Source organism: Oceanospirillum beijerinckii DSM 7166 (assembly GCF_000422425.1).
In the GTDB taxonomy this organism is placed as follows: Bacteria; Pseudomonadota; Gammaproteobacteria; order Pseudomonadales; family Halomonadaceae; genus Oceanospirillum; species Oceanospirillum beijerinckii.
Genome location: NZ_KE383831.1, coordinates 41,399 through 68,004 on the forward strand (window position 1 = coordinate 41,399; position 26,606 = coordinate 68,004).

The following is a 26,606-nucleotide window of genomic DNA, read 5'->3' on the forward strand; positions in this document are numbered from 1 at the left end:
GAATGAAGCCCTGCAAAGCAGGGCTATAAAGTACCCCTTATTTATCTCGCTATATCCCGATAGCGGCTGACGACTTAATCTTGAAATAGTCCATCTGTTCTTCCAGTGCCTTAGCGACTATCTCCAGATTATTGGCCGCCTGCCAAACCTCTTCAAAGGCCTCGCTGCTGCTTTGGGTAATCTCACTGATCGCAGCCAGGTTCTGATGAATCTCTTCCGCTACAGCACTTTGCTGTTCTGCCGCACTGGCGATCTGCGTATTCATCTCATCGACAATAGATACGGCTTGATCAATTTTCTCCAGGTTTTGCTGTGTTTGTTCAGCAAAGCTCACCGCCTGCTTCGCTTCTGCCTCGTTATTGCGCATGGCCGAGACCGATTCGGAAACACTGGCCTGGATTTTCTGGATCATACCCTGGATCTGATGGGTAGAATCGTGGGTACGGCTGGCCAGGGTACGTACCTCATCAGCAACCACCGCAAAACCCCGTCCCTGCTCTCCAGCCCGCGCAGCTTCAATCGCCGCGTTTAACGCCAGTAGATTGGTCTGTTCAGCAATCTCTCCAATCACCGCCAGGATAGTGCCCACCTCTTCGCTGTCTTTGGCTAAACGGGTGATCACAGAGGCGGATTGATTAATTTCACCAGCCAACTGATGGATACTACGGATACTTTTATCAACAATCGCAATCCCATGACTCATTTCGCTTTTAACCTCCTGATTGACCCGTACCGTTTCCAGACTGTTTTGCGCTACATTTTGCACGGTACTGCTCATCTCAGACATGGCCGAAACGACCTGTGAGATCTCATCTTTCTGTGTTTGCAACAAACCGCGGGTAGTATCCGTTCTTTGATGCAGCTGTCCCGCCAACACGGTGACCTCCTGACTGGCACCTTTAACACTACTGGCAACAGAGCCCGGTGCGACAGCCATATTACCCACAGCACTCATAATACTGTCACCCGGAACCCCTCTAGGGACCTGAACTGTTAAATCCCCCTTCGCAACCAAAGCAGTGGTTTGTCGCACATATTCAGGTTCTCCACCAATTTGTCGTGAAACGCGCAGCACAATATAGACCCCAGCCGTCAAGCTCCCGGCAATAGCTAATGCAATAAGCGCCATCATGGTGTTAAAGATTTGAGTGTAATGGTCCTGAGCTTTTAAATACTCCTGCTCAGCCACATCCAGCTGTAGCTGTACCAGCTGTGAAACCTTTTCACTAATTGGGTCAATGGTTTGATATAGAGGGCCATTAATACTGCCTAGCAAACCCTGTGCATTCTCCGGCACCTGACTTAATACCGCTTGTGCTCTGGCAATATCCTGATTAGCTGCAGCAAATAAGAGTTCTGCTTCTTTAGCCAGTTGTGCTTCTTCGGGTGTGAGACGAGCCTTCAGATAATTTTGCCAATACTGATTAATTCTGTCTTGAGCAGTAGCGATATCCTGCCTGGCAGTGGATGCCGTCGTTAAACCTGCATCCGCTTTATTGATAGCATCAATAATCAACACGGCATAGTCATCAGCAATGGTTTTTAACTTGGCCAGGGGCACTACACGATCAGCGTATACCGTCTCAAGTCCTCGTGAAATCTCTTTTAAGCCCCATAAGCTGACCATCCCCAATAACAATAAAGCTGCCAGGGGGACCAAAAAGCCTAACGCGAGATTTAACCGAAAGGGCATCTCTTTTGAGTGATATTCTTGCTCCGCATATTGTGCCATTGCTGAATTCCTGTTTATCCATAATAGAGCGCCTGCTCCTTTTTATTGTTCAGTCGTCAGGAGCTTCTTTTAAGTATCGTTATAGGGCAGTGTTTGTCTCTATAGATGATCAATCAAACGATAGGAAACACTTAAGAAAAGTGCCTTCTTCAGTTTGTATATCTATCAAGACACTTCGATAGAGCAAGGGATATGCCAGATAGCCAGCCTTGTAAGAAAAGACAACAAAATGTGTCGTTTTGTAGCAAGAAAGGAGACGTCAATGTAGTCAGCACGGGTATAGATGCCTTTTTATCGTGCATCAGACAAAAGGGTTAAGCACCACTACAGTGCATAAACAGTACAGGCTTGTTGTCGACAGTATAGGCTTGCTGTCAAAAGTTATTCGGGACAGAAGTGCTCATCGTCACTATTGACGACCTCTTTCTACACGCCTGCCACATGCCAGGTTATTCTTTATCATCTAATGGAATTGACCCAACCCTTAGCTATCTTTGCCCCTTGTCCGAATATGTTAATAAAGCGGCTGCATTGGTAATTGTCCTTATTTGCCCTGTACGCAAGACTAAAGTCGATTATTTGAGTGCGCTTTAAATCAGTGCATAAAGCTGAATCCGCGCCCTTAACCAATGTCTGGCCGTCAATAAACCGCTCACTCACCGTCTCTTAATTGAGCGGATAATAACAACAAAGAGCATGATCTGAAGTCCATTCAGAGCCCCCGCCAGTCACTTAACAATAAGATAAAAAATACGCAGGGCTTTTTTATGCTAGCAAACCTAGTTTATCCCGCCATTAAGCTGATGAATCGGCTGAGTTATGGCTATAAATTTCTTCTGATTAATATCCTGTTTGTGCTGCCTTTAATCGCACTGGCTTATCTGCAGTTGGCAGAATTGTCTAAGCAGCAAAATGTCACCCATAAAGAGCTGGATGGTATTCAGATTCTGCGTCAATCATTGAAGTTAACCGAGGTCGCGGCGGAAATTCGCGACCTGCAGCTGATTCAAGGCAATGATGAATCTCTCACGCAAGAGATCACGCAGCAAAAACAGCAGTTCAGTCAGCTACTGGATCGACTCAGTGACAACAGCCAACGACTGGATCAGGATGGAAAGGTTCAAAGCAATATTCAGAAACTGCGCGAGCAGTTACAGGAGCGCAGCAGCTACCAAAGCACCAGCATCAATGTCGTGTTTAATAAGTATCAACGCTTAGTAGAAGGCAGCTGGAGCCTCACCAGGCAGTTCAGCCAACTGACGGGGCTATCCAGAGATAGTGACAATGCTAACTTTTTACTGATGAAGCTGACGTTGGATCAGCTTGAACCTATCTTAAAGCATCAAGGGCAGGTACGTAGCTACTCTGCAAAAGCAATACGGGCGGGGGCTATCAACTCGGCTCTCGCTAATGCACTAAACAGTTTGCTGGACGCATTAATTACCGATCAAAATCGTCTGGCTATCATTATGTCGCCAATCCAATCAGATCAAGCGCATTATGGCCGTCATTTATTGGGTTTTGTTAATGCAATTCCCGAACAGTTAGAGCAAAGATTAAACCGCTTTGAGAATGACCTGCTGTTGGAAGAACAATTAGATCACGATTGGCAGACCTATTTTGAGCAGGAATCCGGGGCTCATCAGGCGATCTATCTGTTTATTGAACAGGCAGTCACCTTTGTTGAGCAAAACCTGCAGCAGCGTTTTGATGAACAAAATCAGAATTTTTATATGGTCTTGATCGGTGTGGTTGCCACCATCCTGATCACTAATTACCTGATGCTGGGCTTTAATCTTTCCGTACGCCATGGTTTGCAGGAGATCTTAACCGCAACAGAGAAAGTGGCTCAGGGAGATCTGACCTGCCAGGTACAACTCAATAGCCGTGATGAGCTGGGACAATTTGCCAGCGAATTTAACCGGATGGCGGAACGTATGCGCAATCTGCTTGCCATGGTGAACACCACTGTTGCATCGGTGGCAGAACAAGCGGAATCCGTCAGCCATATCGCCAGTCAAAGCCATAGTTCAGTGGACGAGCAACATAAGCAGATTGAACGAGTGGCCAGTGCATTTAATCAGATGACCCGCAGTGCTCAGGAAATTGCCAACCAGACCCAAACCGCTTCTCAGCAATCCCGTGAAGTGGGTAGCAAAAGTCATCAGGGACAATCGCTGGTACAAAATACCCTGACAGATATTAACCGTCTGTCATCGGATATTAATCAGGCCGTACATGTCATCCATAAACTGGAGCAAGATAGCAGCAATATCACTCAGGTACTGGATGTGATCAAAGGCATCGCGGAACAAACCAACCTACTGGCACTTAACGCAGCTATTGAAGCCGCTCGTGCCGGTGAACAAGGCCGGGGATTTGCCGTGGTGGCCGATGAAGTCAGAACTCTGGCTCAGCGCACCCAGAACTCCGCATCCGAGATTGAGCATATGATCATTCAACTGCAGGAAGGGGTTAATGGCGCTGTTGAGGCGATGCAGGTGAGCCACCAAAAAGCCAGTCAGACGGTGAGCAACTCCTCTGCGGTATCTGAAACCCTGAACCTGATCTCAGAGCATATCGAACAGATTGTGGATTTTAACAGCCAGATCGCGTCTGCCAGTGAAGAGCAGACCATGGTGTCGAACGAGATCGAACGGAATATCCACAGTATCTTCCAAGCGGCGAGTGATACGGCGTCAGGTGCAAATGATACCGTGAATGCGTGTCAGCATATGCTGCAACAAACCCAGGAACTGAAAAGCCGGGTCAGTACGTTTAAAACCTGATAAGACAAAGCTGCTCCTATAAACCGGCCTGAGATCAGTGCAGCCGCTTATCTTCATTTAACAAATCAGAAGATAAGAGGCTGTTATTTCAACGATTTCAAGGCGGTTCTGTTATTACAAACGTTGCGCCAGCTCCGCTACCAAACGTGCTGCCAGCTTAGCCGTGCGACCTTCCTCATCCAGCGTCGGATTACACTCGGCGATATCTGCCAATACCACAGACACATCAGCCTTTTGAGCCTCCTCCAGAACAATCAACATGAGTTGCATACCGGTCACAGGCTCCAATCCCATCACCGAAGGCGCACTCACGCCGGGCGCTGCAGAAGCGGCAAATACATCCAGACAGATAGTCAGATAAAGATAATCCAGTTGTGCCAGATAGTCCGCCACATCCTGACGAATTGTCTCAAGATCCGTCAGCTTGCAGTCCTTATCCAAACGCCATAGCACACCCTGCTCTCGGGCGAAATCAAACAGTGCCTGAGTGTTAGCCGTTTCATTCACTCCCAGGCAGTAGTAATGAAAAGGCTTATGCTTCGCCTGACACCATTCTGCTATCTGACGGAACGGCGTACCGGAACTAGATTGTAGTTCTGGATTGCGCAAATCCAGATGAGCATCCAGATTGATAATCCCCACATGGGCATCAGGCTGCCGCTCAAACACATGGCGGGCGATGCCTTTATAGCTGCCCCAGGCAACCTCATGCCCACCGCCCAGCACAATCGGTTTTAATCCCTGATCCAGTAAGAGAGCCACCTTGGCTGTTAATTGGTTTTGCGCCACTTCCAGGGCTGAATCATCACAACTGACATCTCCGGCATCATAAACCACCCCCTCCAGATGCCAGGCCGTATTGGCCAGCGCCTGACGGATTGCCATAGGCCCCAATTTGGCCCCACGACGACCTTTATTACGACGCACACCTTCATCGCAGGCAAAGCCTAAGAGCGCAATATTGCCTGCTTCAGCACCCTGAGCAGGCAAAGAGCTGACCTCCTGATGCCAGCGGCTGCTGATACCTGCTTCTTCACTGTCCACCCGCCCTGTCCACAGGGTCATATCTGCAGGATTGTAGGTCATTTATTCACTCCGATTCATTGTACTTCACACCCCGCCAGCCAGATTTTTGCCGGACGGTGCATATTAATACCGTAGCTGAGTTCACTGGGATGGTCGATAGACCACAACAACAGATCCGCATCATAGCCCACCTGCAGCATGCCTTTACGATCTTCCAGCCCCAGCGCTTTAGCCCCATGGCAGGTGGTACCGGCTAACGCTTGTTCCGGCGTCAGTCCAAACAGCACACAGCTTTGATTCATCGCCAACAACAAAGACGCTATCGGAGAAGTACCGGGGTTTAAATCCGTCGATACCGCTACCGGAATCTGGTGTTCAAACAGCCCTTTTATGGGTGGCAGCTTTGTTTCTTTCAAACAATAAAACGCTCCCGGCAGCATCACCGCCACAGTGCCCGCTTGTTTTAAAACCGGTAGATCCTCTTCTGCCAGGTACTCAAGATGATCCACCGACAACGCATTAAACTCTGCTGCCAGTACGGCACCTTTTAGATCACTCAGCTGCTCCACATGGCCTTTTACCGGTAAACCATGTTTCACTGCTGCCTCAAATAAACGCCGGGTCTGAGCCGGTGAAAAACCGATACCTTCACAGAACACATCCACCGCATCGGCCAGCTTTTGCTCTGCGACCTGAGGCAGCATCTCATTGATGACAATATCCAGATAAGCATCAGGGTCCTCTTTGTATTCAACGGGAACAGCATGGGCACCGAGAAAAGTACGCTTTACCGTTAACCCGGTATGCTCCGCCAGTCGCCCGGCAACTTTGAGCATCCGAAGTTCCGTTTCGGTATCCAAACCATAACCGGATTTGATCTCAACCGTCGTGACACCTTCGGCCATCAAACGCTTAAGACGCTTTAAGCCTGAAGCAAACAGCTCATCTTCAGACGCGGCCCGTGTCGCGGTGACCGTACTGACAATACCGCCACCTTTGCAAGCAATCTCCTCATAGGAGATACCCTGCAAGCGCCACTCAAACTCACGGGCACGGCTGCCGCCATAGATCAGATGAGTATGGCAATCGATCAAACCCGGCGTTAACCAACCGCCTTGGCCGTCCACACACTGCTGTGCTTCAAACGCTGGAGCATCAACAGCTGCACCCAGCCAACTGATACGACCATCAGTGACGGCTAACACGCCTTGCTCAATCCGGCCATAAGCCTCTGCTTCAGGCAAAGCCGGTATACCCTCACTATAGCCCTGCATTGTCGCCAGGGAGATATTTTCTATTAACAGATCACACTTATGAGGTGCTGTACTGCTATGATTTACCAAGGAATCTGACACTGTCATGGGGTCATCTCTTTATTATCGCTTTTAAAATATATCTTTTAAAGCCTGAGCGTAATCCATCAGGCAGAAAACTTTTTTCACAAGACTACTTGTATAGACAAGTATATACAAGCTAGACTGATTACAAATTCGGGGGACGAATCTTTTGAAAACCAGTACAGCCAATGCACCGGCTTACGCCAACATCAAAAACCATCTGCTGCATCAGATCGAAACCGGGGAGTTAAAACCCGGCGATAAAGTCGCATCAGAAAATACGCTGGTTAATCAGTTTAGTGTAAGCCGTATGACGGCACGCCGTGCGCTGACGGAGTTACAGGATGAAGGTGTATTGATTCGCACCCAGGGACTGGGAACCTTTGTCGCGGATCAGAAAGCCAGTGGCTCCATGCTGGAGATTCGCAATATTGCCGATGAGATCAGTGAACGGGGCCACAGCTACTCCAGCCGGATTCTGAATCTGGAAGCACGCCCGGCCAGTGGTTATGAAGCGGCCCGTTTCGGTGTTCAGGAAGGCAGTACGCTGTTTTTCAGCCGTATTGTGCATTGTGATAACGGTACACCCTTGCAGCTGGAAGAGCGCTGGGTCAGTGCCGAACGGGTGCCCGATTATCTACAGCAGGACTTCAGTCAGCAAACGCCTAATGCCTATTTATCACAGGTGGCACCACTGACAGAGGCCGACCATATGGTGGAAGCGGTGTTGCCAAGCCATGATCAGGCTCAACTGCTGGATATGGTGGAAACCGCACCCTGCTTACAGGTGATCCGGCACACCTACTCCCGAAACGGCATGATCAGTCTGGCAAGGCTGATTCATCCCGGAAACCGCTACCGACTGGGTGGGCATATTCAGTTTAATACTCCGTTGTGACAGGCGTCTGCTGCCTTAAGAGCACAACAGGGCATAAACCTGGAATAAGCTGCGTCACAACAACACCCGGTAAATGAACTAAAGTCCACGCTCTGACCATCATTTGATGGATTGGTACGGGACGGAATAAAAACAAATCGGCCTAAGCCGAACAGACAGAGAAAGATAAAGGGTTTTGTTATGAACAAGCGTCTTGATACTTCGCGCGTGATCCGTGCGCCACACGGCACCGAACTCAGCGCCAAAAGCTGGCTGACAGAGGCACCACTGCGTATGTTGATGAACAACCTGGACCCGGATGTTGCCGAACACCCCCACGAGCTGGTGGTTTACGGCGGTATCGGTCGCGCGGCTCGTGACTGGGAGTGTTACGACACCATTGTTGAAACCCTGAAGCAGCTGGAAACAGACGAGACGCTGCTGGCACAAAGCGGCAAGCCTGTGGGCGTATTTAAAACCCACGAAAACGCACCGCGTGTTCTGATCGCCAACTCCAATATCGTGCCGCACTGGGCCAACTGGGAGCACTTTAACGAGCTGGATAAAAAAGGCCTGATGATGTACGGCCAGATGACAGCAGGTTCCTGGATCTATATCGGCTCTCAGGGTATCGTTCAGGGCACTTACGAAACCTTTGTCGCCGTCGCAAAACAGCACTTTAATGGTGATGCCAAAGGCCGCTGGGTTCTGACCGGTGGTCTGGGTGGTATGGGCGGCGCTCAGCCACTGGCAGGCACTATGGCGGGCTTCTCTATGATCGCTGTTGAGTGCGATGAGAGCCGTATCGACTACCGTCTGCGTACCGGTTATGTGGATAAAAAAGCCACCTCTCTGGATGAAGCGATGCAGATGCTGCAGGAATCTCTGGACAGCGGCCAACCCACCTCTATCGGCCTACTCGCCAACGCAGCAGATATCTTCCCTGAGCTGGTAAAACGTGGCATCACACCTGATGTGGTCACCGACCAAACCTCTGCTCACGATCCATTAAACGGTTACCTGCCACAGGGCTGGACCATGGATCACGCCAAAGCGATGCGCCAGCAAGATGAAGCCGCAGTGGTAAAAGCGGCGAAACAATCCATGGCGGTACAGGTTCAAGCCATGCTGGACCTGCAAAGCCAGGGCGCAGCGACACTGGATTACGGTAACAATATCCGCCAGATGGCACTGGAAGAAGGTGTCGAAAACGCCTTTGATTTCCCAGGTTTTGTACCCGCTTATATCCGCCCACTGTTCTGTGAAGGCATCGGCCCTTTCCGCTGGGTGGCGCTGTCTGGTGACCCGGAAGATATCTACAAAACCGATCAGAAAGTGAAAGAGCTGATCCCGGATAATCCACACTTACACAACTGGTTGGATATGGCTCGCGAGCGTATTCAGTTCCAGGGACTGCCTGCCCGTATCTGCTGGGTGGGTCTGGAAGACCGTGCCCGTCTGGGTCAGGCCTTTAATGAGATGGTTAAAAACGGCGAGCTGAAAGCCCCGGTTGTCATTGGTCGTGACCATCTGGACTCCGGCTCCGTAGCCTCCCCTAACCGTGAAACCGAGGCCATGATGGACGGTTCCGATGCCGTATCCGACTGGCCGCTGCTGAATGCCCTGCTGAACACCGCAGGCGGTGCCACCTGGGTCAGTCTGCACCATGGTGGTGGCGTAGGTATGGGCTTTAGCCAGCACTCTGGTGTCGTGATCTGCTGTGACGGTACAGATGAAGCTGCCGCCCGTGTGGGTCGTGTGTTGTGGAACGATCCCGCCACAGGTGTGATGCGTCACGCCGATGCCGGTTACGAGATCGCCCGTAATAGCGCTGAGCGTAATGGCCTCAATCTACCTATGATCAACAAAGCGCGTCAACAGGCTCAAGGCGACACAAATAACAATACAAATAGCGATACAGATAACAACACGGATAGCGAATAAGGAACCAACCGGAGATGACAACAATGAACGCTTATGAACTACACCTGGTTCCTGGTCAACTGACACTGGCACAACTGCGTCAGATCAACGACAACCCGGTTAAACTCTCTCTGGATGCAGGCTGCCACGACGCCATTCATGCCTCCGCCCAAACCGTCGCCAATGTAATCAGCGAAGGCCGCACCGTTTACGGTATCAATACGGGTTTTGGTCTGCTGGCCAATACCCGGATCGAACCGGAAGAGCTGGAAACCCTGCAGCGCAGTATCGTACTGTCACATGCCGCCGGTATCGGTGACATGATGGCGATAAACACCGTGCGTCTGCTGATGGTGCTGAAGATTAACTCTCTGGCCCGTGGTTTTTCCGGTATTCGCCTGTCGGTCATTGAAGCCCTGATTACCCTGCTGAATCGTGAGATCTACCCGTGTATTCCTAAGAAAGGCTCTGTGGGTGCTTCCGGTGATCTGGCGCCACTGGCGCATATGTCGGCGGTACTGTTGGGGGAAGGTCAGGCGATCTACAAAGGTGAAACCATCTCCGCCAAAGTGGCACTGGAGCTGGCCGGTTTACAGCCAATAGAACTGGCACCCAAAGAAGGGCTGGCACTGCTAAACGGTACTCAGGCCTCTACGGCATTCGCTCTGCAAGGTCTGTTCGCAGCAGAAAATGCGCTACTGTCTGCGACGGTTATTGGCGCGCTATGTGTGGAAGCAGCCACTGGTTCCCGTCGCCCATTTGATGATCGTATCCACCAGGTACGCGGTCATAAAGGCCAGATCGATATGGCAACAGCCTATCGCGCCCTGCTGGATCACTCTCAGATTGAAGACTCGCACCGTAGCTGTGAAAAAGTGCAGGACCCTTACTCCCTGCGTTGTCAGCCTCAGGTGATGGGCGCTTGTTTGACTCAGATCCGTCAGGCCAGTGAGGTGATTCTGACCGAGTGTAACGCCGTATCCGACAACCCACTGGTGTTCCCGGAAGATGGCGATATTATCTCCGGCGGTAACTTCCACGCCGAGCCAATCGCCTTTGCTGCGGATAATCTGGCTCTGGCTATTGCCGAAATCGGCTCTCTGTCTGAGCGTCGTATGGCCCTGCTGATCGACTCCAACCTGAGCGGCCTACCACCCTTCCTGGTGGATAACGGCGGTGTTAACTCCGGCTTTATGATCGCCCAGGTGACCTCGGCTGCCCTAGCCAGCGAGAACAAAGGCCTGGCACACCCAGCCTCCGTCGATAGCCTGCCAACCTCAGCTAACCAGGAAGACCATGTCTCCATGGCGACCTGGGCCGCCCGCCGTCTACAGGATATGCATGAAAACACCACGGGTATTCTGGCGGTAGAACTGCTGGCGGCTTGTCAGGGGATCGACTTCCGCAGCCCACTGAAGACATCGGATATTCTGGAGCAGGCTAAAGCAGAGCTGCGCAGCCGTGTAGCCTTCTACGACAAAGACCGCTATTTCTCACCGGATATTGAAGCCGCAGCTACATTGATTCGAGAGGGTGCGTTGGAGAAATTTGTCACGGAAGTGATTAAAATTTCGGCGTAGAATACTAAACGCAAGACAAGGTCTTTGTATTCCGTATCATCTTGCACAAACCGAGCTGTAACACAAAAAGCCTCATTGTTTAAAACCGATGGGGCTTTCTAATACTCTAATGTCAATCCGTCAAAAGAGCAGGCTATTCAGGTTGATTACAACTGAAGCTATTGTTTCAAGGCGTAAAAATCGTTCATTTGATCCAGCATTTTCGCTGGCGTGTCCGCACGCAAAAGCAGTCCTTGGTCTTCAGCCCTCAAAAAGCCCTCTTGCTCAGCCTTGTCCAGTAGATGATTCATGGCATCATTGCTTTGCGTTCGTGCATAGTCTGCACCACAAGAGGGAACAAACACGGCCAGAACTAGAGCAAAAAAGCCATATGTAAGATACACTTGCATAACCCAAAACAAAAGACCCCTGCATGCCCAAGATTTCTCTACTGTCATTAAGCCTGATACTCCTGTCACCAGCCCTGCCCCCCATAGTACAAATTGCTCAGGCAGATAACGTACGTATTGCAGTCGCCAGTAACTTTACGCCGACACTAAAACAGATAGCACAACGATTTGAACAAAAAACCGGGCATCAGATCAGTTTAATTTCCGGTTCTACCGGTAAGCACTACGCTCAAATTAGAAATGGTGCGCCCTTCGATGCTTTTTTTGCTGCAGACAGCCAAAGTCCAAAGCGCCTGGAACAGGAAGGTAACACTTTAGCGAATAGCCGTTTTACTTATGCTATTGGTCGGGTGGTGCTATGGAGTCCCAAGGCTCGCTTCTTTGATGACTCCAGTGACATATTACGACAGGATCATTTTCATTATCTGGCTATTGCAAACCCTAAACTGGCACCTTATGGCCAGGCTGCGCAACAGGTGATGGAAGCCAAGGGAGTTTGGCAATCACTACAGGGAAAATTGGTACGAGGGGAGAATATCGCCCAGGCTTATCAGTATGTAAAAACCGGAAATGCACAACTGGGTTTTATCGCACTCTCTCAACTGCAACAACTCAAGCAAAAGAGCGGATATTCAGAATATTCCGGCTCTTACTGGCTACCAGACCAGAGTCTGTATTCACCGATTGAGCAACAGGCCGTATTACTGAACGACAAACCTGCCGCTCAGCAGTTTTTTCGCTTTGTGAAAAGCCCTGAAATCAAACAATTGATTCAGAGCCAAGGCTATACAACCCCTTAATGAACACCGGAGAGAACTGCAGTTGCTTAAACTTTTTCAGATTAAGCCATTCAAGCTAACCGCGACAGCTTGCAACGAGAGCATTCAACTAAAGTCGCGATAGGGGTATGATACTCCATCTGAATTCCTGTTCTATGCCAAGGCTGGTGGCTATCTGCTATGTTTCTGTTTTTTCCATTTGAAGCCAGATTACGGTCTGATGCTCAAAGCAAAAGCCAAAGGCGATATCTCCTCTCTTTCCCATGCCTGATACTACCTTTCCTGTCAATTTTACTGACATTATCACTTCCTGTTTGGGCCAATGAGCATTCTGTAATAGAAGTAAGTGACAGTGTGTCTCAAAACTCTGAGGGCGTGATCCTTATCGGCGGAGACTATAACTACCCACCCTATGAGTTTATCGACGATAACGGTGAACCCGCCGGTTATAACGTTGATCTGACTAAAGCGATCGCTGAAGTGATGGGTATGAAGGTGGCCTTTCAGATGGGCCCCTGGTCAGAAGTCAGAAAAGCACTGGAACAGGGTAAGATTGATGCCCTTCAGGGTATGATCAGCTCGGATGAGCGTAAAAAGCAGTTTGATTTCACCCCGGCCCACGCCATCATTCATCAGTCAGTCTTTGCCCGTAAAGGCATGCCTCGGATCTCTTATCTTCACCAGCTGACCGGCAAAGAGGTCGTCGTACAGGAAAACGGCATTATGCATGACTATCTGCTGGATAATGATGTCGGGGCCAAATTGATCACTGTACAAACCCATGCCGATGCCCTGCGTAGTCTGGCCGCAGGTAAACACGATTATGCTTTGGTAGCCAACCTACCAGGCCTGTATCTGGGTAAAGAGCTGGGGCTGTCCAATATCGTGCCTGTAGGGCAAACTTTTCAGGCACAACGCTACGGTTATGCGGTTCTCAAGGGGCGGGAAGCGTTATTGGCACAATTCAGTGAAGGCTTGGCTATTCTGAAAAATACCGGTCGCCAGCAACAGATCTACAATAAATGGCTAAGCCCACTGCAAGACAAAGGCTTCCATTGGCAAAATATTGGTAAAGCCGCTGCTATTATCTCTGCACTATTACTGGTGGTACTCGGTGGCACCGTGATCTGGAACCGTATGCTCAGACGGGAAGTCAATCGACGCAGTGCCGAGCTGCATATCCAGCAACAGCAACTGATTCAGGCGGATAAAATGACCTCATTAGGAGTCCTGGTATCCGGCGTCGCCCATGAGATTAATAACCCTGCCGGTCTGCTGCTACTGAATATACCCACGTTGCAAGATGCCTGGCAGGACGCCGAAGAGATTCTGGAGCAGTATTATCAGGAGCAAGGGGGTTTTCTGCTTGCGGGCCTGCCCTATTCCCGTATGCGTAACGAGCTGCCTCAACTACTGGAGGATATGCAGGACGGTACCCAGCGCATCAAACGTATCGTCGAAGATCTGAAAGATTTTGCCCGTCAGCAGCATGATGATGAGATCGTCGCGTTTGATCTTAATGAGGTCGCAGAGATCGCTATTCGTCTGGTAGATAACTCCATCCGCAAGCATACGGATCACTTCACTGTTGAGTACTTTAAACCTCTGCCTCAGGTAAGAGGCAACGCCCAACGGATTGAGCAGGTGGTGATCAATCTGATTCTGAATGCCTGCCAGGCTCTGGAAAACCGTGACAAAGGTGTCAGTGTGCGTACCTTCTATGACCCTTCAGATCAGAAAATCGGTCTGGAAGTGATCGACCAGGGCTGTGGTATCGAGCAGGAGAACCTCAATCGTCTGATTGACCCCTTCTTTACCACCAAACGGGAACAGGGTGGTACAGGACTGGGATTGTCGGTCTCCAGTGGTATTATTCAGGCCCATGGAGGGCTGCTGCAATTTGCTTCTACGCCCGGTGAGGGCACACGGGTTACTCTGCTGCTGCCAACCTAAAGCTTATTTCCATAGGTACACTATCCGATCTAAAAACTCATTAACAGTCGGCTAAAAACGCATTAAAACCTGTAACTACACTAAAAATAAGATAATCCATAATGATCAAACAGAGCCTCTTCCCTGAATTTGGTGTTTTACTGGTGGATGATGAAGCCTCCTTTCTACGCAGCCTGAGTATGACGCTGGAGCGTAACGGCGGTATCAACAACCTACATCGCTGCGACGATAGCCGTCAGGTGATGGATCTGCTGACACAGCAGCAACTTGAGCAACACCCCATTGGCCTTGTACTGCTGGATCTGACCATGCCCCACCTCTCCGGGCAGCAGCTGCTACAGATGATCAATGAGCAACATCCTGAGATTACAGTGATTATTATCTCTGGCCTCAACCAGGTGGAATCCGCCGTTGAATGTCTGAAGCTCGGCGCGTTTGATTACTTTGTAAAAACCACGGAAGAAGGGCGGCTACTGGAAGGTATCAAACGGGCTATTCGTATGCAGGAGATGCAACTGGAAAACCAGGCGCTAACCCGACGTATGATGAGCAACAGCCTGGAACACCCGGAAGCCTTTGATAATATCGTCACCCGCAGCCCCCAGATGCGCGCTATTTTCCAATACCTGGAATCCGTTGCCAGAAGCAGCCAACCGCTACTGATTTGTGGTGAAAGCGGCACGGGTAAAGAGCTAATCGCCCAGGCCGCCCATAAGCTAAGCCAACGCTCAGGCGCTCTGGTCACTGTTAATGTTGCAGGGTTAGATGATAACGTTTTTGCCGATACCCTATTCGGTCATCAACGGGGCGCCTTTACCGGAGCTGATCGCGCCCGTCCGGGCTTAATTGAAGAGGCCGCTGGTGGCACCCTGTTTCTGGATGAGATCGGTGATCTCAGCATGGCCTCTCAGGTTAAACTGCTGCGTTTACTGCAAGAAGGCGAATACTACCCTCTGGGCAGTGACAGGCCAAAACGTAGTCAGGCCAGAGTGATTGTTGCGACCCATCAGGATCTGCAGCAGCGCCAAAGCGAAGGCCGTTTTCGTAAAGACCTCTACTACCGTTTGTGTATCCATCAGGTAGAGATTCCCGCCCTGCGTCAGCGCAAAGAGGATCTTCCACTGTTGCTGGATCATTTCCTCGCTCAAGCCGCTGCAGAGATGGAGAAATCCGTACCCGGTTACCCTTCTGAGTTACCGCTACTACTCAGTAACTACCATTTTCCCGGCAATATCCGCGAGCTAAGAGCTTTGGTTTTTGATGCGCTGAGTCGCCATAAATCCCATCTGTTATCGATGGAAGGTTTCCGTCATCTGCTGGAACAAGATCAGAACAGTCATCTGCTTCAGGATGAAGGGTCACAAGATAGCGGATCGGCTGCAAATCAGGCTCCGGTGCAGTTTAACCCTGATACGCCACTACCCACACTGGCGATGATGGATAGTCTGTTAGTAGAAGAAGCCCTGCGCAGGGCAGACAATAACCAGTCCCTGGCCGCTCGTTTGTTGGGAATTTCTCAACCAGCACTAAGCAAGCGCTTAAAGAAGGCCCGGCCTGAGTCTTAGACAACCTAAAAAGTTATACCATTCCCGATAAGTTTTTGATATCTGAGTAGGTTGGATCAGCGAAGCGCCATCCGACACTTTCTCTGGTACCGGATGATTGTCGGAAGGCGCCTTGCGGCTTTTCCGACCTACAACGACTTATCTGGTTTGGCATTACGATCACATAAGCGGCAGAAAAAAGGATTAGCGATGTTACTGGAAGGCTTGGAAACCCTGTATGTACTGGCTCAGGAAGGCACCATGGGTAAAACCGGCAGTCGCCTCTATATCAGTCAGTCTGCAGTCAGCAAACGCATCGCTAATCTTGAAGCCCGTTTAGGCAAAAAGCTGATCGAACCTCAGGGACGTAATATCCAGCTCACCGCAGAAGCCAAAGAGTTGCTCACCCAGGCTGCACCAGAACTGGTGACACTTAAGGGCTTGCTGTTTGATCATCAACAGATGACTGATGACACCCTGCTGCATATTGCCTGCTCAGAGACCGTGCTGGCTGCCTATCTGGGACCTTTTCTGGCGGATTATCTACAGAAGGATTCGGGCCTGAGTTTCCGTACTCATCACACCCCTATGATTCTGGAAAAGGTACGTGCCGGTGATGCGATTCTGGGTATCTGTGCAGGCCAGCTGCCTTCAATTGCTGATCTGAAAATCACCGAGCTGTGCCAGGAGAGTTACGTTCTGGTTTATCCTACACAGATTAACGAGCATCAAACACCACAACTTCTGACCATAGACCTGCATAATCCCGCTAACCGCTATCTGGAGCCCATTCTACTGGCCAACGGCTATAAGATACTGATGCAGATGGATTCCTACTTTGCTGTCGCTCAGCTGGGCCTAAGCGGTGTCGCTCCCGCACTGGTTCCTAAAGGTCTGGTCGATGCGATGCGTATTCCGACCTCTGCAGTGCACGCTTTTCCCCTTAATCTGACCCGCCCGATCAGCCTGTGTTATCGCTCACGCAGTATACAAAGAGAGCGGATTCAGCATCTGTATCAAGATCTGGTAGATCACTTTCAGTATTACGCTTAACGCAACAAAGCATCCTTCTTTTAACCCGGTATTAAATTTTCTACAAGGTGTATCAATAGGCTCAAAGCCAGAGACCACGGGCATTAGCGAACCATCAAAGCACCGTTTTAATAAGCGGTAATAAATTGTTTCTAAAGAAAAATAAAACCTGACCGAAATATGTATTACAGATGATTGGTATACAGACCTACCCAGAGATGGCCTGATCTGGAGCAAATATAAACAGTAAAACAGCCCTATCTCTGCACAGGAGCATCATTATGGGAACATCACATCTACCAGCACAACATACCGGATGGCTGACACAGGTTCGCCAGGCTATCCCTGTCATTTTGTTTCAAGGTGGTCGCTATAATATCGAGCAGATCGCTTATGAGACAGATGACTTTGTTGTCTATGAGTTACAAGACAGCATCACGTTAAACGGCAAAACAGAAACCTTTCTGGCGATCAACCAGGAAGCCAAACTGTTTACCATCGATGTACTGGCGGGCCCAAGTGGTTTTCTGGCCCAGGAACACGGCACAGCATGGATGGAGTGGTCCTGACAGGCGCGATACAGTCAAAATGATCAAGCGCCAAAAACAACCCTTGGCATTGTTTACCACTATCAAACCCCGGCAACCATATGCGTCAGCGTTGCAAACAACTGCTGAAAACTCCCATCCTGATACTGCTGCCAAAACAGCTTGGCAGATACCGCTAGAGTGACAACAACCACCAAGGGGCGAACCAGACGCGTGCCTTTACTCATCACCAGACGTGCACCTAACTGACCACCGACCAGTTGACCAGCTGCCATTATAAAACCCGCCAGCCAGATAATATTGCCGCCAATAGCAAAGAAGATCAGCGCCGCAATATTAGAGGTAAAGTTCAACACTTTAGTATTTGCTGTCGCCTTTTTCAGGTTATATCCCGCCATGGCTACAAAGGCCAAGGCAAAGAAAGTCCCCGTACCGGGCCCAAAAAAACCATCATAAAAACCAATGGCTGCGGCAAAGGTAAAAGCAAACACCCCTTCGCTGATACGGCGTTCGCTGTCTTCATCACTGATTGAACGGGAGAACATAAAGTAGAGTGCAACAATAACCAGCAGAATAGGCATCACTGTTGCCAGCAGTGACGTATCCAGCATCTGCACCAGCACAGTACCGGCCACCGCACCAACAAAAGTACAAGCGATCAGCAGCTTCATCTCTGCAAGCTTGACCATCTTACGACGGACAAAATACAAGGATGCAGCAAAAGAGCCGAAGCTGCCTTGTAACTTATTGGTCGCCAGAGCTTCTACCGGACTCATGCCCGTGGCCATCAATACCGGTAGCGTGATCATGCCACCACCACCGGCAATGGCATCTACCATTCCTGCGCCTAAACCGGTTAATACCAGCAGCAGGACTAATAACAGATCCAGTTCCATCACTCTTGCCTTATAGTCAAAGAAAAATCAGACAGACTGAACCCGTCAGCCTTCAATTGCCCGCACTCTAACAGCACTGATCTGGACTGAATAGCGAAACACCTGCATTCAATCTATTCCTAAAAGGAATCATTAAACCCTGATAAATATGATCTCCCTATCAGACCCAAAGGGATATAACCCTGGTTATAGCCATAACTCTGGTTATCCCAAGCAACACCTGGATTAATCTTTTTATTTTCAACAAGTTATAAATAATATTACCCAAAGCCACCCTGCCAACTATAACCCTGGTTATACCGGATTCTTTGTACGCCGATAACAGCTATAAAAAATATTTATTATATAAATCAGTAAGTTATATAACACTCAATATACCTAAAGAAGCTGGCATCTCCCTTGCTCTATCACTGTTACCGGATTTTTTAAAATCAGGGGTGAAAGTTCATGTCCTCTGTGTTTAGGAAAAACTAACACACAAAGTGCTGGGATAAGCGCGCGTACTACCCATGTACTCACGCACTATCGCATGCACTAAAGGGACATGAGGAAAAACCCAGGCACTCTGTGCTTGAGGTTTAGCTGTTGGCGACGACTCCCATCCGTTGCACACACGCCTCCCAACAACAATGAAAATAAGTAATTTGAGGTCAATGTATGACTAGCGCAACTGCTGCAACCACCCAAGGCGGTGGCTCCAAGGGCAAAATGGCCCTATGGAAAAAAATTCTAATCGGTATGATCGCCGGTATTCTGGTCGGTGCCATAATGGGCCCCAGTGCAGAACTGTTGAAACCGATTGGCACCCTGTTTATCAACGCGATTAAGATGCTGATTGTGCCTCTGGTCTTCTGCTCCCTGGTGGTCGGAGTCACCTCCATGCAGGACACTACCAAGATGGGTCGAATCGGTATTAAGTCCATTATCATCTATCTGGCAACCACCGCAGTGGCGATTACTATCGGTCTGGGCCTGGGTGTCTTGCTGGAACCGGGTGCCGGTCTGAATATGCAGCCGGACGCCAGTGCCGCTGTGGCCGCTAAAGAAGCGCCATCACTGGTCTCCACACTGCTGGCACTGATCCCTAAAAACCCAATTGAAGCCTTAGCGGGTGGTAAGATCCTGCAGATTATCGTCTTTGCACTGGGCCTGGGTATTGCACTGAACCTGATCGGTGAAAAAGGCGAGCCAGCGGTTAAGGTCTTCAACAGCCTGGCAGAAGCCATGTACAAACTGACCGAACTGGTGATGAAGTTCGCGCCTTACGGTATCTTCGCGCTGATGGCGTGGGTGGCTGGTAAATATGGCCTGGAAGTGCTGCTGCCACTGATTAAAGTCATCGGTGCCGTATTTGTGGGTTGTATTATTCACGTACTGGTCGTCTACTCCGGTGCGATCTCTGTTATCGCGGGTCTGAAACCCACTCAGTATCTGAAAGGTATTGTTAACGCACAGATGATGGCATTCACCTCAACCAGCTCCTCCGGTACGCTGCCTGTTAGCATCCGCTGTGCCCGTGAAAACCTGGGTGTATCTAAGGGCACTGCCAGCTTTGTACTGCCACTGGGTGCCACCATCAACATGGACGGTACAGCCCTGTATCAAGGTGTGTGTGCGCTGTTTATCGCTCAGGCGTTTGGTATTGATCTGAGCATGGCGGACTATATGACCATTATCGCGACCGCAACTCTGGCCTCTATCGGTACCACCGGTGTACCAGGTGCGGGTTTGATCATGCTGTCTCTGGTATTGACTACTGTTGGTCTGCCAATGGAAGGTTTGGCGATTATTGCGGGTATCGACCGTATTCTGGATATGGCCCGTACTTGTGTAAACGTATCCGGTGACCTGATGGTATCCGTACTGATTGGTAAGTCTGAAGGTGAGCTGGACGAAAGTATCTATAACTCAGATACGGCCTCTGACAAACAAACAGAAACTGCCTGATCATCCCTGATCTGAAAGCTGATGCCTAACCCGCCGTATTACGGCGGGTTAGAGTGACGAACACTCCCGCATTTTCACTCCCCTGGATGAAAAACTCAGCCCTTTAGTGCCACGGTAACCCGCCATAACCGCCTCGATAAGCGGCTCTTGCGCCACCTCATCGGTAGACCACTGCACCATAAAGTTTGCCCCAGCACCGCCGCTCATATCCTGTTGGTCAATCACAAATGTCGCCGTTGCCATCGGTGCTAACGCAAACCAGCTTTCAATTAAACCTTCAAGTTTGCGCCCCCGGGTATCAAAATATTCCACGGATTTAATAATTAAACGCTTTTCAGGATCAATATTGCGAATGCTGAGCATGACCGATAACGGAACCTGGGCGCTTTCCGAGAGAAAGATATGGGAATAGGCTGGCACATACACCGAACAATCCCGGAGGTTATCCAACTTAATATCCTTTGATTGCACCGGATAAAAGTGAGCCCCTCTTTCCGGGCTTTTACGCACAATATCGGCCAGAACCGGGACATTAATCGCAATAAAGCTCCCCATAAACAGCATAAACCGGGCAACCCAAGCCAAACCTGAATTTCTTTTCACCTTATAAACTCCCTGAAGGTCGATTCAAGACAATCAGTATAGGCTTCGGCAGCCGATGACAGAAGAGCCAATCACAGCGCCCATTGCACGACAGCACATGCCGGAATCAGGTATCGGAATCAAATAAGAGAGCTTATACGCAAAACAACAAATCGAAAGAAAATCCACTCTATGACTAATAAACAGAGGTTTATTTGTTAGATTCCCAATAAAACCAGTGGCAAACTTGGCTGTCCGTCTTTTCATGAGATATTTCACTATGCCACCCCAATCCAATCATTTTATACAGGGGCTGTTCTTTTCACTCACCACGCTACTGTGCTGGGCGATGCTCCCTATTGGCCTAAAGCTGGCGGCAGACTTTATTGATGCCATCACTTTGACCTGGTTTCGTTTTCTGGTCGCTTTGGTACTGGTTTTTATCTGGCAAAGTTACCGAGGGCAACTCAGCGAGTTTAGCGCACTGAACAGGAATGACTGGTTAAGGCTGCTGGCCGCCGGAGTTTTTCTAATCATAAACTACATCACCTTTGCCAATAGTCTCAGCTATCTTCACCCTGGCATTGCACAGCTCAACTTCCAAACCGCTCCTTTTTATCTGGCTGCCGGTGGACTCCTCTTCCTTGGGGATAAAATCTTCCGTCAACAATGGTTGTGCTTTGGCGGTATTGCCATTGGCCTGCTGCTGTTCTTCCATCCCTACTTGACGGGCGATACACAAACAGAGATCTCGGTGGTGGGATTAGTCATTATTCAGATCTCCTCCCTTAGCTGGTCCTTGTATGCCCTGTTACAAAAGGCACTATTTAGCAAGCTATCCCCCAGCAATATTCTGCTTGCGATTTATGCCGTCGCAGCCCTGACGATGTGGCCTTTTGCCGATATGTCTCAGTTAGCAGCGCCCAGCACCGATGAGATACTGATTCTGACATTTTGCAGCTTAAACACCCTGGTCGCTTATGGCGCACTCTCCCAGGCGATGCGCTACTGGCAGACGGTACAGGTGAGCGCCATGATCGCACTGACACCAATCGCCAGCTTTTTGCTATCTGAACTGTGTGTACTGCTGATGTTATGGCCCGACTATATCCAAAGCGCACATCTTGGCCCGGTTAGCGTGGTTGGAATTCTTATCGTGGTCGGTTGTGCGGTGCTGGTTCAGCTAGTGACGGCACGGATTCAGAGACAGCAAGCGGCCAAGACCTAATACCTTTCACGATAAGTTTATTGATACACAAAATACGTAGGTCGGATAAGCGAAGCGCCATCCGACATCGGTTTCAACCCTTGGGCTGGTTTAACTTAGCAGGCTATAAAGCAAAAAAACCGGCCTTTACGAAAAGACCGGTACTTCAAGTGAAGTCATAAGTGTGCAGGTGCCATATGAGTGCCTGGGCTCAGCAGATAAATCCAGGCATGGCTGGAAGTGCAGGCTCAATACACTTCCGATTCAAACGCCTCTGGATTACAGGCGTTGAAACTGACTGCATCTGTCAGAAACCCTACTAGGGGTTAGCAGTTCCTGACAGATACGGGTTAAGCGCTTTAAGAAAAGCGCTTAACACTCCAACAACGTCGGTGATTACAGACGCTCAAAGACAGTGGCTACGCCCTGGCCCATACCGATACACATGGTCGCCAGACCCAGCGTACCGCCACGCTGCTCCATTACATTCAGCAGAGTGGTCGAGATACGGGTACCGGAACAACCCAATGGGTGACCCAGTGCGATCGCACCACCGTTCAGGTTAACTTTTTCATCGACCTTGTCCAGCAGACCCAGATCTTTCAGTACAGGGATCGCCTGTGCCGCAAAGGCTTCGTTCAGTTCTACAAAGTCCATATCATCGATGGTCAGACCCGCGGCTTTCAGTGCTTTCTGAGACGCCGGTACCGGACCGTAACCCATGATCGAAGGATCACAACCCGCTACGCCCATAGACAGGATCTTAGCGATCGGCTTCAGCCCCAACGCCTGAGCACGCTCCGCAGACATCACCATCATGCCGGATGCGCCCACAGACAGCGCAGAAGACTGACCCGCCGTTACCGTACCGTTGCGTGGATCAAAGACCGGACGCAGCTGCGCCAGGCTTTCCATAGAGGTTTCAGGACGGATCACTTCGTCATAATTGATCAGCTTCAAAAAGCCATTTTCGTCGTGGCCTTGTACACCAATGATCTCTTTCTCGAAACGACCGGCTTGAGCGGCTTCGTGGGCCAGACGGTGAGAACGAACACCCAGTGCATCCTGATCTTCACGGCTGACACCGTGCATCTTACCCAGCAGTTCTGCGGTCAGGCCCATCATCATGGCCGCTTTTGCCGCATACTTGGAGGCAGAAGGGTTCACATCAACACCGTGCATCATGTCAACGTGGCCCATGTGCTCAACACCACCCACCATATAGACATCACCCAGACCGGCCTGAATGTTGGCGGCTGCGATATGCAGTGCAGACATAGAGGAACCACACAGACGGTTAACGGTTTGTGCCGGTACAGTCTTAGGAATACGGGTCAGGATAGAGGCGTTACGGGCTACGTCATAACCCTGCTCCAGGGTCTGGTTGACACAACCCCAGATGATGTCATCAATCTCAACCGGGTCGATGCCCGTGTTACGGTCCAGCAGACCTTCCATTACTGCGGCAGACAGTTCTTCTGCACGCACGTTACGGAAAGCACCGTTTTTTGCTTTAGCCATGGCACTACGCGCGCCATCTACAATTACTGCATCACGAGGATTCAGGCTCATGATCAACTCCTAAAGTTCTGTTCTCGGGCAGGCATAGGCCTGCGTCTGGCTTATCAGGTGCGCTCTTTCGTCTGTTTCAGAAGAAAGAGCGTCTTACCCATTCAGGCGTATCGGCTTGTTTGACAAACTTACCGGCTAGGCTTAGAAGAAGGTTTTACCTTCAGCTGCCATGGCACGCATCTTCTCAGTTGGCTCGTACAGGGCACCCAGTTCCGGCGCGTACTTATCAGCCATGGCACAGAAGGCTTCCAGACCCATGCTGTCGATATAACGCAGGGCACCACCGTGGAATGGAGGGAAACCAATACCGAAGATCAGACCCATATCCGCTTCAGCGGCGTTTTCAACAATGCCATCTTCCAGACAACGTACGGTTTCGATACACAGAGGAATCATCATACGCTCGATGATCTCTTCATCAGTCAGCTCGCGCTGATCCTGAACCAGAGGTTTCAGCAGCGCGTAAGCGCTTTCATCAACCACTTTCTTCGGACGACCCTTACGGTCTTCTTCATAAGCGTAGAAGCCCAGTTTGTTCTTCTGACCCAGACGCTCAGCACCAAACATCACGCTCAGAGCCGTCTCGCATTCACGAGCCATACGATCCGGGAAGCCAGCTGCCATTACATTATTGGCGTGCTCTGCGGTATCCATGCCCACTACGTCCAGCAGGTACGCAGGACCCATTGGCCAGCCGAATTTCTCCATGATCTTATCCACACGCTGGAAGTCAGCGCCGTGTTCGATCAGACTCATAAAGCCACCGAAGTAAGGGAACAGAATACGGTTCACCAGGAAGCCTGGGCAGTCATTGACAACAACCGGGGTTTTACCCATCTTCTTAGCGTAAGCAACCGTCGCCGCAATGGCTTTTTCGCTGGTCTTCTCACCGCGAATGACTTCAACCAGTGGCATCTTATTCACTGGGTTAAAGAAGTGCATACCACAGAAGTTTTCCGGACGCTTCAGGTTCTCTGCCAGAGAGGTAATCGAGATAGTCGAAGTGTTGGAGGTCAGGATGGTATCTTCAGTCACCTGATCTTCCAGCTCGGCCAGTACCGCACCCTTGATCTTAGGATTCTCAACCACCGCTTCCACGACCAGATCCACATCACCGAAGTCGCCGTAGCTCAGGGTTGGACGAATCGCGTTCAGGGCGTCGGCCATCTGCTCTGGTGTCATGCGCTTGCGCTCAACGCGCTTGGCCAGCAGTTTTTTCGCTTCGCTCAGACCCAGCTGAATCGCTGCCTCATTGATATCTTTCATAATGATCGGCGTGCCTTTATAGGCAGACTGGTAAGCGATACCACCGCCCATAATACCCGCACCCAATACCGCAGCCTTGTTCACTGGCTGAGCATCTTTCTCGTAAGCACTGGACTTTTTCTTCAGGTACTGATCATTCAGGAACAGACCGACCAGGCTATTGGCCACAGAGGTGCGCGCCATACGGGCAAAGCACTTGGCTTCCGCTTTTTGTGCTTTTTCACGACCTTCACCGGCACCTTTCTGGATGCTCTTAATCGCTTCCAGTGGCGCAGGGTAGTGACGACCCGCTTGCGCAGCCACAACACCTTTCGCCGTTTCGAAAGACATCATGGTTTCAATCATATTCAGTTTCAGCGGCTCCAGTTTTTCCTGACGCTTGGCTTTCCAGTCCAGGTTACCGGCATTGGCTTCTTTCACCAGATCAATGGCCGCCGCACGCAGCTGCTCAGGGGCAACTACCGCATCAATGGCACCTTCTTTCAGTGCTGCTTCTGCTTTTTTCTCTTTCGTGGCACAGATCCACTCAATGGCGTTGTCGTTACCGATAATACGTGGCAGACGAACAGTACCGCCCCAACCCGGGATAATGCCCAGTTTCACTTCTGGCAGACCGACACGGGCAGCAGGAGAAGCGACACGGTAATCCGTACACAGACAGATCTCAAAACCGCCGCCCAGTGCAATACCGTTAATAGCCGTAACGGTTGGGTATGGCAGATCTTCAACACGGTTGAAAACTTCGTGTACCGCCATATTCATGGCAACCAGCTCTTCTTCAGACTGGCCAAATGCGTCAGTGAACTCAGTGATATCCGCGCCAACGATAAATACGTCTTTCGCACTGCTGATCACCAAGCCTTTCAGGCCTTGTGCTTGCTGCAGCGCTTCTGTCGCTGCACCCAGCTCTTCAATGGTGACACGGTTGAATTTGTTAATTGACTCGCCTTGCAGATCAAAGACCAGTTCCGCAATACCGCCTTCAATCTCTTTTACCGTGATGGCTTTACCTGCGTAAATCATCCACTGTTCTCCCACTTGGGTAAGATGCTGTTCATTCAGCAAGCGACTTAATCGTTATTGTTATGATTGAGCAGCCACTGAAGCCTATAATCCTTCTGTACTGTCTGCTTCTTGCGCCGCTGAAATCAGATCAGTCAGCGTTTCATACAAGCAATTCATACAGTCGTTTGATTTATGGATTTTACAATGCGTGAAAAAGGCAAAACTGTCAAACCCTTTCTTTTAAAATTTTAGTGCCAATTTGCGACTTAGGAGTCATTTCTGACGACACCGAATCACAAAAACGACAACTTAGTGGCAAAAGCACACGAAATAGCGGGTTAGCGCTCTTGGATATGACCGCTTATGGCGTATAGAGAAAGCTGACTGTAAAAATTAATTGGAATTGCAGTATTGATTAAAGACCAATAGCAAACAAATTAAACGGCTAATACAGATAAAGAGAGAACAAAGAGAAAGAGGGCAGACACAAGGATCAGAATCGATAGACAGAACCAAACGAACAGGCACAAAAAAAGCCGATATTTCGTTGGAAATATCGGCTTTTTAGAATTTGGCTCCCCGAGCAGGACTCGAACCTGCGACCAATAGATTAACAGTCTAC

At 49.9% G+C, this 26,606-nt stretch carries 19 protein-coding genes; 11 read left to right on the plus strand and 8 right to left on the minus strand.

Annotation, left to right across the window (positions count from 1 at the left end; genetic code table 11):
* Positions 1–49 precede the first annotated feature (49 nt).
* Positions 50–1,732 carry a methyl-accepting chemotaxis protein gene (locus H579_RS0121795; RefSeq protein ID WP_051228177.1) on the minus strand — a complete coding sequence of 561 codons (1,683 nt, stop codon included), beginning with the start codon at positions 1,730–1,732 and terminating at the stop codon, positions 50–52.
* 767 nt (positions 1,733–2,499) lie between these two features.
* Here H579_RS0121795 and H579_RS0121800 point away from each other — a divergent pair.
* Positions 2,500–4,521, plus strand: a complete 2,022-nt coding sequence (locus H579_RS0121800; RefSeq protein ID WP_028302422.1) for a methyl-accepting chemotaxis protein — start codon at positions 2,500–2,502, stop codon at positions 4,519–4,521.
* A gap of 114 nt (positions 4,522–4,635) precedes the next feature.
* Here the strand turns inward: H579_RS0121800 and hutG are convergent, their stop codons facing one another.
* Both hutG and hutI read right to left on the minus strand, forming a co-directional pair.
* Complete coding sequence (gene hutG / locus H579_RS0121805; RefSeq protein ID WP_028302423.1) at positions 4,636–5,607, minus strand: formimidoylglutamase; 972 nt, start codon at positions 5,605–5,607, stop codon at positions 4,636–4,638.
* A 14-nt stretch (positions 5,608–5,621) separates the two neighbouring features.
* Positions 5,622–6,908 carry an imidazolonepropionase gene (gene hutI / locus H579_RS0121810; RefSeq protein ID WP_051228179.1) on the minus strand — a complete coding sequence of 429 codons (1,287 nt, stop codon included), beginning with the start codon at positions 6,906–6,908 and terminating at the stop codon, positions 5,622–5,624.
* A 145-nt stretch (positions 6,909–7,053) separates the two neighbouring features.
* Here hutI and hutC point away from each other — a divergent pair, with 145 nt between their 5' ends.
* From hutC to hutH, 3 genes are all read left to right on the plus strand, one after another.
* A complete protein-coding gene (hutC, locus tag H579_RS0121815) occupies positions 7,054–7,782 on the plus strand; it encodes a histidine utilization transcriptional repressor HutC (protein ID WP_028302425.1) in 729 nt (242 codons plus the stop codon).
* A gap of 180 nt (positions 7,783–7,962) precedes the next feature.
* Complete coding sequence (gene hutU / locus H579_RS27050) at positions 7,963–9,705, plus strand: urocanate hydratase (RefSeq protein ID WP_051228181.1); 1,743 nt, start codon at positions 7,963–7,965, stop codon at positions 9,703–9,705.
* A 14-nt stretch (positions 9,706–9,719) separates the two neighbouring features.
* Positions 9,720–11,264 (plus strand): histidine ammonia-lyase, encoded by a 1,545-nt coding sequence (gene hutH / locus H579_RS0121825; protein ID WP_028302426.1) that lies wholly within the window; start codon positions 9,720–9,722, stop codon positions 11,262–11,264.
* Between the two features lie 158 nt (positions 11,265–11,422).
* Here hutH and H579_RS0121830 read toward each other — a convergent pair whose 3' ends face one another.
* A complete protein-coding gene (locus H579_RS0121830; protein WP_157834686.1) occupies positions 11,423–11,701 on the minus strand; it encodes a hypothetical protein in 279 nt (92 codons plus the stop codon).
* Here H579_RS0121830 and modA point away from each other — a divergent pair.
* The 5 genes from modA (at position 11,677) to H579_RS0121855 (ending at position 17,530) form a co-directional block, all read left to right on the plus strand.
* Positions 11,677–12,453, plus strand: a complete 777-nt coding sequence (modA, locus tag H579_RS0121835) for a molybdate ABC transporter substrate-binding protein (RefSeq protein WP_028302428.1) — start codon at positions 11,677–11,679, stop codon at positions 12,451–12,453. The two genes, H579_RS0121830 and modA, sit on opposite strands and share 25 nt — an antisense overlap.
* A gap of 333 nt (positions 12,454–12,786) precedes the next feature.
* Complete coding sequence (locus tag H579_RS27055; RefSeq protein WP_245583341.1) at positions 12,787–14,385, plus strand: transporter substrate-binding domain-containing protein; 1,599 nt, start codon at positions 12,787–12,789, stop codon at positions 14,383–14,385.
* Positions 14,386–14,489: 104 nt separating this feature from the next.
* The gene (locus H579_RS0121845; RefSeq protein WP_211224783.1) at positions 14,490–15,950 is read left to right on the plus strand and encodes a sigma-54-dependent transcriptional regulator; all 1,461 of its coding nucleotides are present in this window, start codon (positions 14,490–14,492) and stop codon (positions 15,948–15,950) included.
* A gap of 189 nt (positions 15,951–16,139) precedes the next feature.
* Positions 16,140–16,982, plus strand: a complete 843-nt coding sequence (locus H579_RS0121850) for a LysR family transcriptional regulator (RefSeq protein ID WP_028302430.1) — start codon at positions 16,140–16,142, stop codon at positions 16,980–16,982.
* 260 nt (positions 16,983–17,242) lie between these two features.
* Positions 17,243–17,530: a hypothetical protein gene (locus tag H579_RS0121855; protein ID WP_028302431.1), complete on the plus strand. Its 288-nt coding sequence runs from the start codon at positions 17,243–17,245 to the stop codon at positions 17,528–17,530.
* Between the two features lie 62 nt (positions 17,531–17,592).
* Here the strand turns inward: H579_RS0121855 and H579_RS0121860 are convergent, their stop codons facing one another.
* Positions 17,593–18,405: a TSUP family transporter gene (locus H579_RS0121860; RefSeq protein WP_028302432.1), complete on the minus strand. Its 813-nt coding sequence runs from the start codon at positions 18,403–18,405 to the stop codon at positions 17,593–17,595.
* A 657-nt stretch (positions 18,406–19,062) separates the two neighbouring features.
* Here H579_RS0121860 and H579_RS0121865 point away from each other — a divergent pair.
* Positions 19,063–20,352 carry a dicarboxylate/amino acid:cation symporter gene (locus tag H579_RS0121865; protein WP_028302433.1) on the plus strand — a complete coding sequence of 430 codons (1,290 nt, stop codon included), beginning with the start codon at positions 19,063–19,065 and terminating at the stop codon, positions 20,350–20,352.
* A 48-nt stretch (positions 20,353–20,400) separates the two neighbouring features.
* Here H579_RS0121865 and H579_RS27060 read toward each other — a convergent pair whose 3' ends face one another.
* The gene (locus H579_RS27060) at positions 20,401–20,955 is read right to left on the minus strand and encodes a DUF3124 domain-containing protein (protein WP_051228183.1); all 555 of its coding nucleotides are present in this window, start codon (positions 20,953–20,955) and stop codon (positions 20,401–20,403) included.
* A 259-nt stretch (positions 20,956–21,214) separates the two neighbouring features.
* Here H579_RS27060 and H579_RS0121875 point away from each other — a divergent pair, with 259 nt between their 5' ends.
* Positions 21,215–22,162 carry a DMT family transporter gene (locus tag H579_RS0121875; RefSeq protein ID WP_028302434.1) on the plus strand — a complete coding sequence of 316 codons (948 nt, stop codon included), beginning with the start codon at positions 21,215–21,217 and terminating at the stop codon, positions 22,160–22,162.
* Between the two features lie 375 nt (positions 22,163–22,537).
* Here the strand turns inward: H579_RS0121875 and fadA are convergent, their stop codons facing one another.
* Together fadA and fadB are read right to left on the minus strand one after the other, a co-directional pair.
* Positions 22,538–23,713, minus strand: coding sequence for an acetyl-CoA C-acyltransferase FadA (gene fadA, locus H579_RS0121880; RefSeq protein WP_028302435.1), 1,176 nt, complete (start codon positions 23,711–23,713; stop codon positions 22,538–22,540).
* Between the two features lie 141 nt (positions 23,714–23,854).
* On the minus strand, positions 23,855–26,002 hold the full coding sequence (gene fadB, locus H579_RS0121885) for a fatty acid oxidation complex subunit alpha FadB (RefSeq protein WP_028302436.1): 2,148 nt from the start codon (positions 26,000–26,002) through the stop codon (positions 23,855–23,857).
* Positions 26,003–26,606 lie beyond the last annotated feature (604 nt).